The sequence below is a fragment of the Bacteroides sp. 90-K9/2 genome (assembly GCF_047310725.1).
Taxonomy (GTDB): Bacteria; Bacteroidota; Bacteroidia; order Bacteroidales; family Bacteroidaceae; genus Bacteroides; species Bacteroides vicugnae.
Genome location: NZ_JBCGVL010000006.1, coordinates 305,376 through 322,095 on the forward strand (window position 1 = coordinate 305,376; position 16,720 = coordinate 322,095).

The window sequence follows — 16,720 nt, forward strand, 5'->3', positions numbered from 1 at the left end:
CGTTAGATTGACAATTAATGATGCGACAAAGAAAAAGAAAAATACACAAACTAAATGAAACAATCTGACCTATAAATAGCAGTATATATTCAAAAAAAACTTCGAAAACTATTTTGAAGAGATAGTGGATAATATATGCACACAACAAAGCCACCACAATTCCAAACATCCGAATTGTGGTGGCATATAAGTATAAAAAGAGGAGAAAATAAACGCCGTTAATTAGTCGCCTCATCGGCTACAGCCTCTTCCCAAGTCTCCCACATCTTCACATTGGCATCATATCCATCGTAGCCGAAGTTTTGGTGAAGTTGTCCCTTGCTGTTAGCAGTAATTGCCTTTTCCGGGATAGGCCAGTATATGTTCTTCTTATCAATGGTATAGTTAAGTGAATTATTAGAAGCTGTCACATTGACTACACCCTTGTTGTAGATGTTATAATGGTTAACACGCTGATACCAGTAGCTGCCACCTTCTTCATCCGTACCCTGCTGTTTGTCGAACGTTTCAAGGCTATACATATTACCCCATTCGTCAGGACGTCCGCTACGTGCCAAGCACAAGGACACACGAGTCAACTCACAGTTTCTCCATTCTTCAAAGTACAACTCACGAGCACGCTCATTCATAATATCACCGATAGTAACACTGCCCGCCTTATACAGTTCATCACAATGTGCACGCTTGCGGATCTCGTTTACATCGTCTGCAATGGTAGCGTCGCTCGGATTAATGTAAAATTTCGCTTCCGCGCGCAAGAGATAGACTTCGGCAAGACGATACAAATACCAGTCTGCATTACCACCAGTGGTCGCACCACGATTACCGTCAGAACCGGAAACATTCGCATCGTTCACAGGGTCATCTAGGTACATCTTATAATGTGGCACATCATACCAGCGGCGGATGGTATCACTGCACAACAAATCGCCATTGTCGCTGTACAGGCGCAGATTCTGTCCGTAATACTGTGATTCTCTATTGTTATATTTCAGGTCCTCCATGCGCATCCAGTTTCCTGTCTCAGAACTGTGCCGAAGGTCTCCCTTATCCTCCTTGCCGTTGACGTACCATAAAGAATGCGTATACCAATAGCTGTTTCTCCATGTAGAGATACCGCGGCCCAAGGCACGCATATAGTCATACTCTGCATCATACTTACTGTCGTTACGCTTATAGTTTTGCAATCCCTGCTTACCGTCGGGATCTGTCAGACCACTATTAAAAAAGAAAGGATAGAAGATACGCATTGTCAGCATCTTTACGAATGACTCTTGATCTGATCCCCTGTTAGGCATACCCATAATCCATTCTGTATTTGAACTGATAAGTTTGTTCTCCGCACGGTGCATATCCCAAATAACGTTACGCGTAATAGGCCATGTCAAAGGTTCTCCTCCGTCATTGAACGTTCCAAACTCCTCTCCCTTAACCAGCTTATACTGACTCTGGTCGATCAAAATATCACATTGTTCTTTTGCTTTCGTATATTCACCGATAGCAAGATAGATTTTCGTCAGCAGCACGCGGCAGGCACCTTTGTTTACCATACCGATCTCGTTCATGTCTTGCTGCTCGGGGACATGTTCAACGGCCCATTCCATATCCTTCATCAGCATAGTCAGGAGGGCGTCACGCTTTATTGAATAATAATTCTGTTTTGGAGTGTCAATCAGTGTGGCCACCAAAGGCACTTCACCAAACTGCATCATCAATGCCATATAGCGAAAAGCACGGTGGAAATAGGCGCGTCCGATATAAGCATCCCGGATGGTTGGATCCAGTCCTTCCACACCCGGAGCATATTTGATAATCGTATTCGCATGTCTGACACCTATCCACCCCTCATCCCAGAAAAAGCAAATACTGTTTGAACGGTCCAGATAATTCTGAGTACTCTGATCACTGTTCGGGGTCAAGTCGTTGGCAATGTTGCATAGCATCCTTGCCTTATCCGTATTCGCGGCTACACACAGGTCAGAAAACATCAATTCAGTTCCCATCGGCAACATCTCGTTGTGATCGCAAGCGTAATACAACTTCAAGTGACGATCGCAGATACCCATTGCCGCCCTCAACCCAGATTCCGTAGAGAACGTTGCCCCCGGTTCATAGAACGAAAGAGGATCGGTTGCCAAGAAATCCTCGCTACAACCAGACAAGAGTACTGCAGTTCCGGCCATGATTAAACATACCCTACTTATATTTTTAATTATATTTTTCATGTCATTTCATTGTTAAGAATTAAAATGTAAAGTTCACACCCAATGTATAAGAACGTACAGCCAATCCATTAGCCTCGATATCACCGTATTCCCAGTACTTGTCGAAGGTAATCATGGCAAGGTTCTTAATCGTTCCATATAAGCGGATACGTTCGATACCCACCTTTTTAGTCAATTCCTTCGGCAGGGTATAACCCAACGTTAGGTTATCCAAGCGGATAAAGCCGGCATTATACACCATAGGAGGCGTCTGCGCTCCTGTAGGCCCCTTCGCATCAATGCGGCCATAGTGATTAGTCGCGTTGTCTAATGTCCAATACGTCTTCGCCTCCTTGTTGGCAAGCGCGTAGGACATACGTCCTCCATCATCATCATTATTCAAATAGTTAGTGCTGGTTTTCTTTTGTCCCATGTAAGAATACATATTTAATGCCAACGTGAAGTCCTTGTAAGAGAATTCATTGCGAAATGCCCAACGATAAGGAGCGACTGTCTGTCCGAGAAATGTCTTATCTTTCGAGTTATACACCGGTGTTCTTGAACCGTCAGCATTGATAATGTCGTCGTCCGTACAGAGATTGGCTACAATCGGGTCGCCCGGTTTCTGCCCGTACTTGGCGGCCTCTTCCCACTGGTCTTTCTGCCAAATACCTGTCACTTTGTAGTCCCAGATGTTGGAGATGGGTCGTCCGATGAACCAGCCGTTCGTCTCGTCATCTGCCTCCTTCTGACCGATAACGTTGCCATCGGCATCCGTTACATTCTTATAATCATTATACAAATGCTTAATTCTATTCTTGTTATATGAGAAGTTGACGGTAGACGTCCACTCAAAATTTCTCGTCTTGATATTCTGCGTGTTCAATGTCAGTTCAACGCCATTATTGTCTACCTGTCCCAAATTCGTGGTGATAGTAGAAAATCCCGTGAAGTTAGGCAGCTTCTGACTCATAATCATATCCTTCGTTTGCATAACGTAAACATCCAGTGCACCAGTGATACGCCCTTGCAAGAAACTAAAGTCCAAACCTGCATTCCATGAAGCCGTTTTTTCCCATTGCAAATTCGGATTGGCCAGACGCTGCGCCATGAGATATTTCACCTCTTCCATCTTACCGTCCGCCTGAATATATCCCATCGTCTTGCCTGCACCAGAATACAAGTTGGCAAGGGCAACATAAGGATCGCTCAACGAACGGTTACCATTCTTACCGTAAGACAGGCGCAACTTACCATTGTCCATAATATTGTCCCACTTCCAGAACTTCTCGTTAGTGAATGTCCAACCGAGAGCTATGGAAGGGAAAGTAGCGTACGGATTGGAAGAACCGAATGCAGAGTAACCGTCTCGACGTACGGAGGCAGTCAACATGTAACGATTGTCATATGCATAAAACACGCGTGCCATCAAGGCATCAGCCGTAGAGTGAGTGTCGTTGGTAGAGAACGAACTTGCATCTTTTGAAGCATTCTGTGTATTATGAAATCCTAGTGCATCAGAAGGCAGAATGTTACGCGCCTCGATACGATCTGACCAGTAACGGCGTTCCTCCGCCTCCTGCACCAATGTTAATGTCACGTGATGCACCTTACTGAATGTATAATCCCAGTTAATTGTATTGTTGAGTGAATAGTCGAAGCGCTTTGCTTGTTCACGATTCACACCTCGATCTGTGGCAACAGATCCGGGAAGATCCGCTGACATAAAGTAACGGTCGTAGAACCACTGAAAGCGCGGAGCGATGTTAAACGTATATGTAATACCGAAAGGCAGCTTCAACTTCGCATCAAACACAGTGTTGAAAGTGGTATATCCCTTCTCCAGTTCGAGATATTGCTTCTGAAACTCATAGTTGTATCCGCGCTGACTATAGCTACCATCCAGCGGATATTGCACGAGGTTGCCATCAGCATCCTTGTAGTCAGCATATGGACAATTACGCATTTGATAGTCTTCGTCCACACCGATAGAACCATCCGAACGATTCTGGAAGTTCACATTGGCACCTACTTCAAGGTACTTATTGACATTCATGTTCACCTTCATATTGGCACGTATTGATGTATAGTCATCGTCAATCTTCACACCTTGATTATTGAGATAGCCTACAGAAAGGTAGTAGTTCGCCTTCTCTGTAGCTCCGCTGACGCTGGCATTATAATCTTGTTGTAAACCTGTGCGAAAGGTAATGTCATCCCAGTCCGTCCACCGACCATCCAACAGGTTCTGCAAAGCGTTACTTCCGGCGTTAAAGCCTAGACGGCGAGCCCAAATACTTAGGTCAGATTCATCGGCATCGTTACCGGAGTATCCTCTCCATTGTTCAAGAGATACTCCCGAAAGGTGAGCGGGATTAGCGTAGTACCCCGGGCGGTCTATATAATTGCCAGAGCGGTAAGCCTCCCACTCTCCTGTCTCAGGATTGGAACCATATGTAGAAACCTCTTTCCAGTCTTGATAATGTTGAAGATAGGCTTCAGGTGTCTCCCAGCGCTTGCGATACCCTGCACGCTGCACAAAACCTACGTTAGCACTCAGGTTTACGACCGGTTTGCCTTGCTTACCTTTTTTAGTTGTCACAATGATGACACCATTGGCAGCTTTCGCTCCGTATACGGCTGCAGAGGAGGCATCCTTAAGGATATCAATTTGCTCGATATCGTCAGGATTAATCTCGGAGAGTTCACCATAAAACATCATTCCGTCGAGAATAAGTAGCGGATCGTTGTGTCCACCATCCGTATATACCGAGCGTTGTCCACGGATAGACATGGAACCGCCTCCCTTGGCAGAAGCATCATACCCTACGGAAAGACCTGCTGTTCCACGCAGAATATCCTGTACCGTTTTCGGGTTATCCATTGCAATATTGTCCGGACGCACCTGAATGACGGACCCCGTAAGATCTTTCTTGCGCGCCGTACCATAACCAATGACTACCACTTCTTCGAGCGCTTCAGAATCATCTTTTAACGTAATATTCACAACTTTCTTTCCTGCCAAAGCGATTTCTTGCGTCTTGTAACCAATGTATGAGAAACTGAGCACCGCATTCGCATTTTTCACAGAAACACTGTACTGTCCATTGATATCCGTCACAGTACCGTTTGTCGTACCTTTTTCTATGACATTTACTCCAATCAACGGTTCACCCGCCTGATCCTTCACCTGCCCTGTCACTTTAAGAACCTGTGCTTGCACTGTACAAAAACACAATGCCATCAATAGTAGCATCAAGCCCCCCCTCAGGAAAACTAAATCTTTCTTCTTCATACTATTAATTTTAAGTTTTATATTACATCTATGCGATTGTAACTCATCGCTTCGTATTCCGTTTACTATTTGAGTTAGAATGTTTATCGCTCTTTATTTATGCAATTTTTATTCTCCATTTGCACAGTATCAACCATTCCTCAATCATTCTCCACGCACTTTTTTCTCTCAACCCTCACACTGCAAATATACTTACCTACTAGCAATCACTAGTATAAAAATAGTCTCAAAAAAAAGAAATATTTGTTCAAATCAACATTTAAAAATTCAAACTTCGTAAAATGTTCCAATTTGCACAATAAGGATAAATATCAAAATCACTTCTCAGTCAATTCCCCCTACTATATATAGCCGTAATAAAAGTAATTTTCATAATCTATGCATCTTGTCCCACCATATTAGCCTACCAAACTATACGAATAACTTAAGAGAGTTAAACCAAGAAGATGTCTTCATTTCTTTATTGCATCTGTTCTTCACAAACATTACTACCCCATCTATCCAATATTAACAGTTGAGTTCTCAAATATTAACACCCGCGTATGGAGTATTCAAACTCGAAAAAAGAAGCATAAACACTTGAAAAATCTACACGAATACTTATGAAAAGAATATTAACCTTCCAAAATAGAATTAAAGAATAGCGCATGCTCTACAAAAAAACTTACCAGCACAGCTTATATATACACGCGATATTGTCGATATATACCCAACAAGGCTTCACGCTGTTCGCTATCAGCGGCAAATAAGCCGGTAGACAAGATTTCCCCTATTGATCCGTCAGTCGTTACTACAGCAATTTGTTTAACGCCTTCCACCAATTTCCCATTTCGGGGAGAAACGATGTGCCGACGATTGGGAGAGTCATTGCCGGAGGTTGTAAGGCATTCGTTGTGAAGAAGTATATCATTAATTTTCCATCCCGAACCTACCGGATGATTACCCAAAGCAAGAATGGAACTGTTTCCCATATTTATCAATGCATTCTCTATCAGAGCCTCATTCAATATACCTCTGATTGTTTCCAAAGCATATCCCTTGAGAAAGCCGGACAAATTGATAGTTACTCCCGGCTGTGAAAAACAGATACTATGATCTCCGGCTGATAAATGTACTGAATGTATTGTGTTCTGGTTATAATTTTCCGAATGAACTGTGACATCAAAGCATCCCAAAGTCTTGCTGTTATATTCCAAACATAAATCGATCATTGAATAAAGTTCTTCGCTAAGAACGACCGGAGAGACAAAGGCTGTCCGGTTGACAACAGACAATTCACTGGCCGGATCATAAAAGTTCGCCATCTTTTCCAACCGGCACAATGCATCATAAATACGATTGACCACAAGCAGCAATTCTCCTTCCGACTTCCGGCTACATAAGATAATATCCACCCGCGTATGCATGGCAAGAAACCAGGCATAAAACAAGGAATTATCATCATTTGACGGTTTGTATAGATGTTGAATAGTGGTCTGCATCGTATAAAATACAAATTAGGCACGGATTACACAGATTACACGTTTTTTATTTCATTAGCGTAACCGTGAAACCCGTGTAATCCGTGCCTGAAAAATCATAAAAGAGTTTTAACGTATCTCCTAATAACTAGAAAACGGAACTATTCCAGTTCTTTAATCTTTACATTCTTAAACCATACTTCATCTCCATGGTCTTGAAGAAGTATATTACCCTCCTCCGAATTTCCGAAATTAGGCCAGTTTTTATATTTACTGTATGCTACCAATGCATTCCACATATCATTGTTACGATCATATTCAATCAGCTTAACTCCGTTCAACCAATGTTCTACGTGATTACCTTTTACAATGATAGTAGCAGTATTGAATTCTTTCTTATTGAAAGGTTTATCTTTTGGAGCCGGAATCAAGTCATACAAAGACCCCAACTTTCTGTTGCCTTTCACACCCAGTTTTGCATCAGGATGCTTGTCATCATCAAGAATCTGGAATTCGCAGCCGATAGCAGAACCTTCACCCTTATTCAGCCCCGGATTTACGAAATATTTAACTCCGCTATTTGCACCTTCAGTAATCTTGAAATCTACTTTCAGAATAAAATTCTTGTATTTACGGGTAGTCACAATATCACCACCATTAGCAGATTCAGCTCCACCACTCTTCATTACTTTCAGAATACCATTTTCTATCTTCCAGCCTTTTGCAGGGAAAGTAGAAAGTTTAGCACCTCTCCATCCGTCAGTAGTCTTGCCATCCCATAATAGAGCCCAGCCTTCTTTTGCTTCGCTAGGAGAAATCGTGTTGGCAATCAGATTCACTTCCGGTGCAGCTTGCGCTTCCGATGTCTGATAGCGCTCTACGTCCGTCGTACAAATGCGGATATTCTTCCAGCTAACTGTTTTTCCTTCATCTGCTGCATTTCCAATAGCATGTACTTGCAAAGCGATGAAACCTACAGGAGTCATGTCATCCCAGATATTAGCACAAGGTACTCCGTTTATCCAGGTACGGATCGAATTACCAACAGCTTCAATACGGGCTTTATTCCATGCGTTATTCTTAAAAGCAGTTTTTGCCGACGGATTCAGCGTCAAAGGATAAAGCCAGTTTCTACGTGCCTCATCATAAATGCCACCCGACCAAGCACGCTTAGAAGGATCAATCTCAAACTGATAACCGTGTACGCGACCTTTCTTATAGTCTTTCTTACTTTCACTGCGAAGCTGTACACCGGAATTTAAACCATCATCTATCTTGAAGTCAAATTCAAGAATAAAGTCACCATAATTCTTTGTAGTTGCCAAGAAAGTGTTGGGAGTTCCCATCTTAGATACACCGACAATGGCATCATCTACAATTTTATACTCGGCTTTGCCATTCAATTTCTTCCATCCTTTCAGGTTTTTCCCGTTGAAAAGAGGTTCCCAGTTTTGTGCACCCAACGAAGCGGCACAAAATAAAAGTAAAGTTAATACAATATTTTTCATGATTATTTATTGGTCCTTCTCCATCCCCTTCTCCTGGAGAAAGGAATGGAAAAAGCTGTTTTTATTTATAATTTATAAAATTCATCCCAACCCTTACGCGGCGGAAGTCCCGCCAACATGGCATTAGCAAATTCATTATTTGTAATCTGCTTCGTGCGGCTGTCAAAGAACAGTTGTGTATTAAGACGTTGAGCCATTACACCCAGTGAGAACACCTGACTCAAAACACCGTTGATTTCGAACGGTGAGCGCGTCTTTTCAATGCCGTTACATGCCAATAAAAAGTTCTCGAAGTGATTGGAAGGACTTTTAGGAACCTTCGGTAATTTGCCAGCCATCTCTTTCGCTTTCTCTTCCGGAATAATAGACAAAGTACTTCCATGACTCCCCCCTTTAAAGATTAAGTCTTTCGTATAGATAATCTTTCCCGGATTCAATTTAGCCGCAGGAGTATCTCCCTGATTCGTCGAAGGAATGTTCGGATCCAATCCCGAAACTCCATAACCGGCAGGAATAGGAGGAAGATTATCCAGACCGTCATACCAGGTAATGTCTACCGGTGGCATTCCTTTACGTTGCGGGAAACGGAAGAGAATCGTGGAAGAATAAGGGAAGAAATAATCATTATGACCATTTGCGTATTGCATGGTGACTTCATAAGGCAATCCCAGTTCCAGAAATTCGTGAGCCGTATCGAGGATATGTGCCCCCCAGTCGCCCAATGCACCCATACCAAAATCATACCAGCAACGCCATTGTCCTAAATGATAATCTTTATTATACTCGTGATAAGGGGTAACTCCGAGCCAAGTGTCCCAGTCCATATCTTTCGGCAGTTGCTGTCCCGAAGGAAGTTTATAGATATTAGTATCCCATTTATGCCAACGCCGCGGGTTATTCATATGGGCAGTGATAGCGGTAACATCTTTGATAATTCCCGCATCCATCCAAGCTTTAAACTGGAAATAGTTTGCTTCAGAATGTCCCTGATTTCCGACCTGGGTAACTAAGTTAGGACGTTTAAGCGCAGCCTGCATCAACAACTCGGCTTCGTAGAAAGTACGCGCCAGTGGTTTTTCTACATATACGTGTTTTCCGGATGCCAATGCCAGCATGCTGATCGGGAAATGTGAATGGTCGGGAGTAGCAATCGCTACAGCATCAAACTCATTACCTGCTTTATCAAACATCTGGCGGAAATCCCTGAACTGTTTTGCTTTCGGATATTTAGCCATTATCTTTTGCGTATGTTTGGCACCCATGTCCACATCACATAACGCTACCACTTCTACCATACCTGTCCGCGCAAAATCTTCAATAATCTGCTCCCCGCGGTTACCAATACCGATATAAGCTATCTTTACCTTGTCACCCCTTCCTTTCTTGGGTGAAATCGTTTGAGCATGCAGCAAGTCACCTGCTCCCAACGCCAATCCGGCAGAAGCCATTGACATCGTTTTCAGAAAATCTCTTCGTGTTACCATAAGTTAATTATTTTCATTGATATTGATTAAGTTCGTGAACGAGTAAACAGTGCCCGTAGCCCATAAAACAAGAGACGCAAAATCCCCCAAAAAGCATAAAGCACAAAAGCAAATATGATGATATAGAAAATAGAGGTTATCATCTCCGTAAATGGCGCATGATAAGCAATAATTGCATAGAGGTGTATCAAATTGGATACTACGAAACAAATAAGTAAAGTGATTAACTCTATTTTCTTTCGTCGTGCGGTTACAATCGTGTCTTTCATACTGCTTCGGGTGTTTTTACAGATTGATGGTTCAGATAATCTATTTTATATTCATCGGGGAAATAGAGCGTCCGCTCTTCCTCCAATGCCTGATGTCCCAGCAAACAAAGCATACTTGCATAGTATCCTTCTTCCGCTATTTTTTCCGGTTGTTTCTGTGTTATGACGGCTTCAACGAACGCTTCCAGCAATAAGGACGTACCGTCACTCTTGGGACGTTCTCCAATAATAAATTCTCCTTTATTCTCGTTTGCTGTTTCCGGAGCCCAGCTCGTTCCTGCAAAAGGAAGAGAATCGAAAACTTTGTTTTCCCAATCATTCACCATCTGCAAGAAAGCCGGTGCAGGAGCCACATTCTCAAAATAATATTTTCCTTTTTCCGGTTCTACCGTGCCGAGGTTACCCATGATCTGTTCTTCCAGTCCATAGAACTTATTGGAAATAACGGAGTCAAATGTCATCTTCACCCCATCATCAAAGACATATACACAACTCACATTGTCATACACATCTCTACCATCCTTCCAATAAGTAATGGCACCATGCCCCATTACCTTCTCGGGAATCTTACGCAAAGCCCAACTTCCAATCTGAAGCTGGTGGCAAGCAAGTTCCGTCATCAGTCCTTTCGAAAATTCCTTATAAAGACGCCAGTTTATCAGACGTTCCAGATTAGGTGAAGGCACCGAGCGTCTCCAATCGCCATTCCGGTTCCAGAAAGTACGGATTGCATTTATTTCACCAAAGGTACCCGCATGAATCATCTCCATCGCTTTGATGTAACGAGGATCGAACAAACGTTGTTGCCCTGTGAAGAAAATCTTCCCTGTGCTACGGTGCTTCTGATACATACGGTAACACTCTTCCATCGTAAAGCCTATCGACTTCTCACAGAACACATGCTTTCCTGCGTCGAAAGCATCCAATACGATTTTACAATGCGAGCTAAGAGGAGTAGCTACGAGTATGGCATCTATCGACTTATCTTCCAGCACTTCCCGGTAGTCACCATATACTTTGGCATTAGGGACAAGCTCCAACGCTTTTTCGATAGATGGTTTATAAATGTCACACAATGCTACGATCTCGACTTTGGGATTCTTAGCCAAAAATCCCATTAAAAAACGTCCTCGGGAACCAGGACCGATAATTGCCAGACGACACTTTTCGTTTGAGGTGTTCGTCACCTCCGAAAAAGCAGAAAGCCAAGGGCTCGCTGCAAGAAGAGTGCCAGCCCCAGCCATGCCTAAATTCTTTAGAAAATCCCGCCTGCTAATAGGGGTATGTTTCATGCTTGTGGTATTTAAGATTATAATTAGTTTATCTGAAAATCAGTTATTAAATACAGGTGCTTTTTGTGTTTCGTAAGAAGGAGCTTCACCTTCCACATAAGGCCATCCTTCTTTATCCCACTTGATCTGGTCCAGCAACAGGATACGTCCATTCTCCGGAGCCGATCTTGAAAAGCCATGATACAAAAGCCAGTCTTGCCCCGCATCATCCCGGATAATCTGTGAGCCATGTCCATTGCCTACAAAATGATTATTCGCACCTATCACCAAAGAATAACCATTCTTCAACATCGGTTTGCCCGACTTATCTTTATATGGTCCCCAGACTTTTTTAGAGCGGCCCACTACAACTTTATAAGTACTCCTAATCCCCTCGCAACAACTTCCGATAGAGGCAAACATATAATAATAATCGCCGTGCTTATGAATATAGGCAGCTTCAAAAGCAGTTCCTGCTATTCTCTTTTTTTCCGCTCCCGGCTTCAACGACAGACCATCTTCAGTCAGCTCAATAACATATATTCCCCGGAAGCTTCCCCATACCAGATAGTTTCTCCCTTCATATTGCAGGAAGCTGGGATCGATCGAATTCTGCACACCGATCTCATTACTACGGAACATCTTACCATGATCCGTAAAAGGTCCCTGTGGAGAGTCGGCCGTAGCTACTCCAATTCCACACGTCTGTTCTCCTCCCCACACCGACATCGCATAATAAAGTACATATTTATTGTTGATATAATTGATGTCCGGTGCCCAAATCCCAGCTTTAGGTTCAAATCTGGGACGAGTTTTATTTGTGAATGCCGTGTTACAAAAAGTCCATTGCACCAGGTCTTTCGACTTCATGATCGGAACGTTTCTGGTAGATTCGGTAGCATACACATAAAAATAACCATCCGCAGCCTTAATCACTGTAGGATCAGGCATAGCAATATCTACAACCGGATTCTTATAGCTCACTGCAGATTTCGTCTGTGCTTTGTTCTGCGAAAAACAAGTACCCACCATGAAAATGAAAACGAACAAATTTACATACTTTTTCATCAAATCATTCTTTTAAAAGTTCCTTTTTACCTTATCTTTATAGCTCTAAATCAATATTAACTTACAAAATCTTTTGGTAGCACTCCAAATTGTTTTTGGAAACACTTGGCAAAATAAGACGGAGAATTGAATCCTACCATGTAGCAAATCTCATTCACCCGGTTTTTTCCCTCTTTCAATAATTGGGCAGCTCTTTTCAAACGTTCCAGACGAAGATATTCATTCGGGCTCAAATCCAGCACTCCTTTTATCTTCCGATAGAAATTGGAACGGCTCATATTCAAGCTATCCGCCATATCATCCATACTAAATTCCGGATTACTATAATTCATTTGAATCACCTCGTTCAGCTTCTTTATAAAATCTTCATCGGCCTTCGTCAACGCCATCGTATTGGCTGCCACAAAAGGAGACTGTGCAAAAGCCTTACGCAATTTCTCCCTGTTCTGGATAAGGCTGGAAGCACAAGCCTGCAAGTATTCCACAGAGAAAGGCTTCTCCAGATAAGCATCGGCCCCCAACTCCATTCCTTCTATCTTAGACTGGATATTTGTCTTCGCAGTCAACAGGATGACGGGGATATGGCTATAATTCAAATCCGACTTAATCGTCTTACACAATTCAAAACCATCCATCACAGGCATCACAACATCACTAACCACCAAGTTCACATAATTGCCGTCCAACACTTGCAACGCTTCCGCACCATTGGTAGCAGTCAATACTGTATATTCTTTCGACAGCTGGCGCACTACAAAGGCAAGCATATCCGGATTGTCTTCCACAACCAGCACTGTAGGTCGGTTATCTTTCTTTTCCGGCTCCCCGGCAGGAATCTCACTCATCTTGTCTACTTCACCTTCCGGTTCCGGAGTCAAGGTAATTGTCATATCCTGAACAATCGGTAAGGTCAGACAGAAAGTATTGTTTTTCTCTCCTTCTCCCATAGCCAGTGTCCCTTGATGCAACTCGGCCAATGAACGGGAAAGAGCCAGGCCGATTCCAGTTCCGGTAGTCACCTTTCCGTCTTCTTTTTCATTGAAACGAACGAAAGGCTTGAATATTTCCTCCTTCATCTCATTGGGAATAATCACTCCATCATTTTCCGTACGAATACAGAATGAATTGTTATCATCCGTTTCCGGCACTTCCAAAGATATGTGTACATAGCTTTCAGCATACTTCACCCCATTATTCAACAGATTACTGATAATCTTCGTAAACGCTTCCCGGTTCACATGTGCATAGAAGTCCTTTTCAGGCACTTGCAAGGTGAACTCCAGGCCTTTCTGTTTGGCAAGAGAAGTAAAACGCACATGAGTCTCTTTCAATACCTCCGTTACATTGCATTTCGCAAAATTCAAACGGAATCCCTGACTTTCCGTTTTACGGAAGTCAAGCAACTGATTAGTCAAGTTCAACAGCCGTTCCGTATTCTGCTTCATTACATTCAAGTCTTCCCGCGTTTCCGCATCGACCTGTTTCTTCAATATAATGTTTTCCAATGGACCTTTAATCAGCGTCAACGGTGTACGTATCTCATGGGCCACATTCGTAAAGAAATCAATCTTTGCATGGTAGACTTCACGCTCTTTCTCCTGCTCGAATTTCTCCATCTGCCTGCGGTGCTTGCTGTTACTACGTCTCTTGAAGTACATAACCGTATACAGGGAACAGCCGATAATCAGCAAAGCATACACACAATACGCCCATATAGAGAGATAGAAAGGAGGAAGAATATGTACCCCTAATGACACTTCGTTGTCACTCCATATACCATCACTGTTAGCAATCTTCACCCGGAAAGTATAATCACCATAACGAAGATTGGAATAAGTAACGATAGGGCTTTCGCCAACCGTCAGCCAATCCGTATCAAAGCCCTCCAGTTTATACATAATCCGGCTCGTTTTCGGAGCCTGGAAATCCAATGCTGCTACACGGAAAGAAAAAGAGTTCTGATTGGATTGAAGCACAAGCTGGTCGGAGAAAGTTATACTCTGCTCCAACGGAGATCCCGGTTCGCCGGCATATACCTCCTTACCAAACAGGAAGAAATCAGTAATGGCAACAGACGGAATGAACTTATTCTCCGAGAAATTCTTAGGATTAAAAGCGATAAAACCATCAATGCTACCCAAATAGATCGTACCATCCTCGGTCTCAAAGCTTGAACGATAATTAAACTGATCGCCCAACAAACCATTGGAGGTGGTATATACTTTCATCACTCCAGTGGTAGGTCGGAAGCAAACCAGACCGTTGTTAGTTGTCAACCACAAAAATCCATCTTTGTCCTCCACAATCTGGTATACAACATCGTTCGGCAATCCGGCAGACAAATTATAATTGACGAATGTTTCTGTTTCCGGCTGAAAACGACAGAACCCTCCTCCTTGGGTAGTCAGCCAGATTTGCCGGTGAGAGTCTTCAAAGATGCTCAATACTTTGTCATACGGAAGGCTCTTCGGATTATTTTCATCGTGCAAATAGTTCTTCCATTTCTTTTCGCTCACATTGTAGCAATAAGCTCCATTTGCATAAGTTGCCAGCCATAGATTACCGCCGGAATCTTCCTTTATATCATATACAAACCTGCCGTTCAGTTCCGGTATCCGGTCGAAATCATCAGACTGTTTATTATATCGGAGCAAGCCGAATAAAGTTCCCAGATAAATATCACCTGTCGTTGTACGGCAAATAGAGAACACACTATTGTCTATCAATGAACGGGGAGAATCTGTTTTCTGATAGGTTTTCACAATAGCCCCTGTATGCGTATCCACCACTTTCACTCCTTTTGAGAAGGTTCCTACCCAAAGATAATTATCAATCAAACACAACCCATGCACATTTGTAAAAGCACTGCTAGGTGTAAAAAAGGAGAAAGTCTTGGTCCTCGGATTGAAACGGTTCAAACCACCGTCTTCCGTACCAATCCACAGAATACCCTGATTATCCAGGCAGAACTCACGTACCCGTTTTCCATGCAAACCATTATCTGTTCCTTTCGGATAATATTTTTCGAAATACGTATAAAAACGCGGATAGTAGTTCACACCGCCAAAATAAGAACCGATCCAAATGCCGCCCTCACGATCCTTGCACAATGAATAGATAGCATTATCGGACAAAGAATAAGGATCGTTAATCGAGCTGCGCAAATGAACATGTTTGGCCGTCCGGAGATTATAAATATAAAGTCCCGATTCTGCACCAATCCACAATTCATTGTCAGAAGCAACCAGCAGTTCACGACAAAAAACAGACTCTCCACTTTCATCCTCCGAAAGCAAGTCATGCAGTTTGTTGGAAGTCAGGTTCAACTCTTTCACTCCTCCTTTTAAAGAACCTACATATAGACAATTATATGCTCCTCTCACCAGAGATGTCACGACATCATTGGCATAGATTTCCCGATTATCTACGGGCGAAACATAAGGCTGAAGAGTTTTTAAACGGTCTTTCGAATAAAAAAGCCCGTCACCATAGCAACCGATCCAGAGAGTTCCGCTATTATCGAAGACAAAAGACTGGATATTGGTGGTAAGAAAAGAAAAATTCTTTAATGTATAGTTCCGGAGTTTTCCTTCCTCCAGGTCATAACAAAATAACCCCTGTGATTCTACCGCCACCCAGACACATCCTTTGTTGTCTCCGGAAATTGCAGTTACAGTATGTTCTATTTTAGTGTTTTCCTCACTCAATTCGGCAAAGTGCCGGAAAGAATCTTTTTCAGGATGATAGATATAAAGTCCTACATCGGTACCTACCCAGATATCTCCTTTCGCATCTTCATAAAGTGCTGTGATAAAATTATTACCGATGCTCCGCCGCGTACGGTCATCATGTTTGAATCTACGGAATGACAAACCGTCATATCTATTCAAGCCATCTTTTGTACCGAACCACATAAAACCTTGTCTGTCCTGCAAAATTGCATTGACCGTATTCTGGGATAATCCGTTTTGTACACTAAGATTTTTAAAATAGTAATGTTCGTCCGCCATTTGTGCATGGCAGCCTATCTGATAGCCTATTAAACAGATCAAAAGTATTAGAACTTTCTTCATAAACATACGTGTTTTCTATCTTTCCGTTTGAGTTACCAAATGTAGGCAAAATCACAGCGGAAAGATAGTAAATATGTCTCAATGAATG

General features: G+C 42.6%; 9 protein-coding genes. All 9 read right to left on the minus strand.

Features of this window, described 5'->3' with window-relative positions; genetic code table 11:
* Positions 1-218: 218 nt before the first annotated feature.
* The gene (locus tag AAHJ11_RS15675) at positions 219-2,225 is read right to left on the minus strand and encodes a RagB/SusD family nutrient uptake outer membrane protein (RefSeq protein ID WP_148365659.1); all 2,007 of its coding nucleotides are present in this window, start codon (positions 2,223-2,225) and stop codon (positions 219-221) included.
* Positions 2,226-2,244: 19 nt separating this feature from the next.
* Positions 2,245-5,499, minus strand: coding sequence for a SusC/RagA family TonB-linked outer membrane protein (locus tag AAHJ11_RS15680; RefSeq protein ID WP_148365660.1), 3,255 nt, complete (start codon positions 5,497-5,499; stop codon positions 2,245-2,247).
* 677 nt (positions 5,500-6,176) lie between these two features.
* Positions 6,177-6,980 (minus strand): FAD:protein FMN transferase, encoded by an 804-nt coding sequence (locus tag AAHJ11_RS15685; RefSeq protein WP_320975060.1) that lies wholly within the window; start codon positions 6,978-6,980, stop codon positions 6,177-6,179.
* Positions 6,981-7,120: 140 nt separating this feature from the next.
* Entirely contained in the window at positions 7,121-8,470 is a 1,350-nt protein-coding gene (locus tag AAHJ11_RS15690) for a DUF1080 domain-containing protein (protein WP_234133756.1), read from the minus strand.
* A 62-nt stretch (positions 8,471-8,532) separates the two neighbouring features.
* Entirely contained in the window at positions 8,533-9,951 is a 1,419-nt protein-coding gene (locus AAHJ11_RS15695) for a Gfo/Idh/MocA family oxidoreductase (RefSeq protein ID WP_148365666.1), read from the minus strand.
* 26 nt (positions 9,952-9,977) lie between these two features.
* Positions 9,978-10,220 carry a hypothetical protein gene (locus tag AAHJ11_RS15700; RefSeq protein WP_117932775.1) on the minus strand — a complete coding sequence of 81 codons (243 nt, stop codon included), beginning with the start codon at positions 10,218-10,220 and terminating at the stop codon, positions 9,978-9,980.
* Complete coding sequence (locus AAHJ11_RS15705) at positions 10,217-11,512, minus strand: Gfo/Idh/MocA family oxidoreductase (protein WP_217720910.1); 1,296 nt, start codon at positions 11,510-11,512, stop codon at positions 10,217-10,219. Before AAHJ11_RS15705 ends, AAHJ11_RS15700 begins: the two co-directional genes overlap by 4 nt.
* Positions 11,513-11,551: 39 nt before the next feature.
* Complete coding sequence (locus AAHJ11_RS15710) at positions 11,552-12,559, minus strand: family 43 glycosylhydrolase (RefSeq protein WP_217720909.1); 1,008 nt, start codon at positions 12,557-12,559, stop codon at positions 11,552-11,554.
* A gap of 56 nt (positions 12,560-12,615) precedes the next feature.
* A complete protein-coding gene (locus AAHJ11_RS15715) occupies positions 12,616-16,632 on the minus strand; it encodes a two-component regulator propeller domain-containing protein (RefSeq protein WP_148365672.1) in 4,017 nt (1,338 codons plus the stop codon).
* Positions 16,633-16,720: the final 88 nt, after the last annotated feature.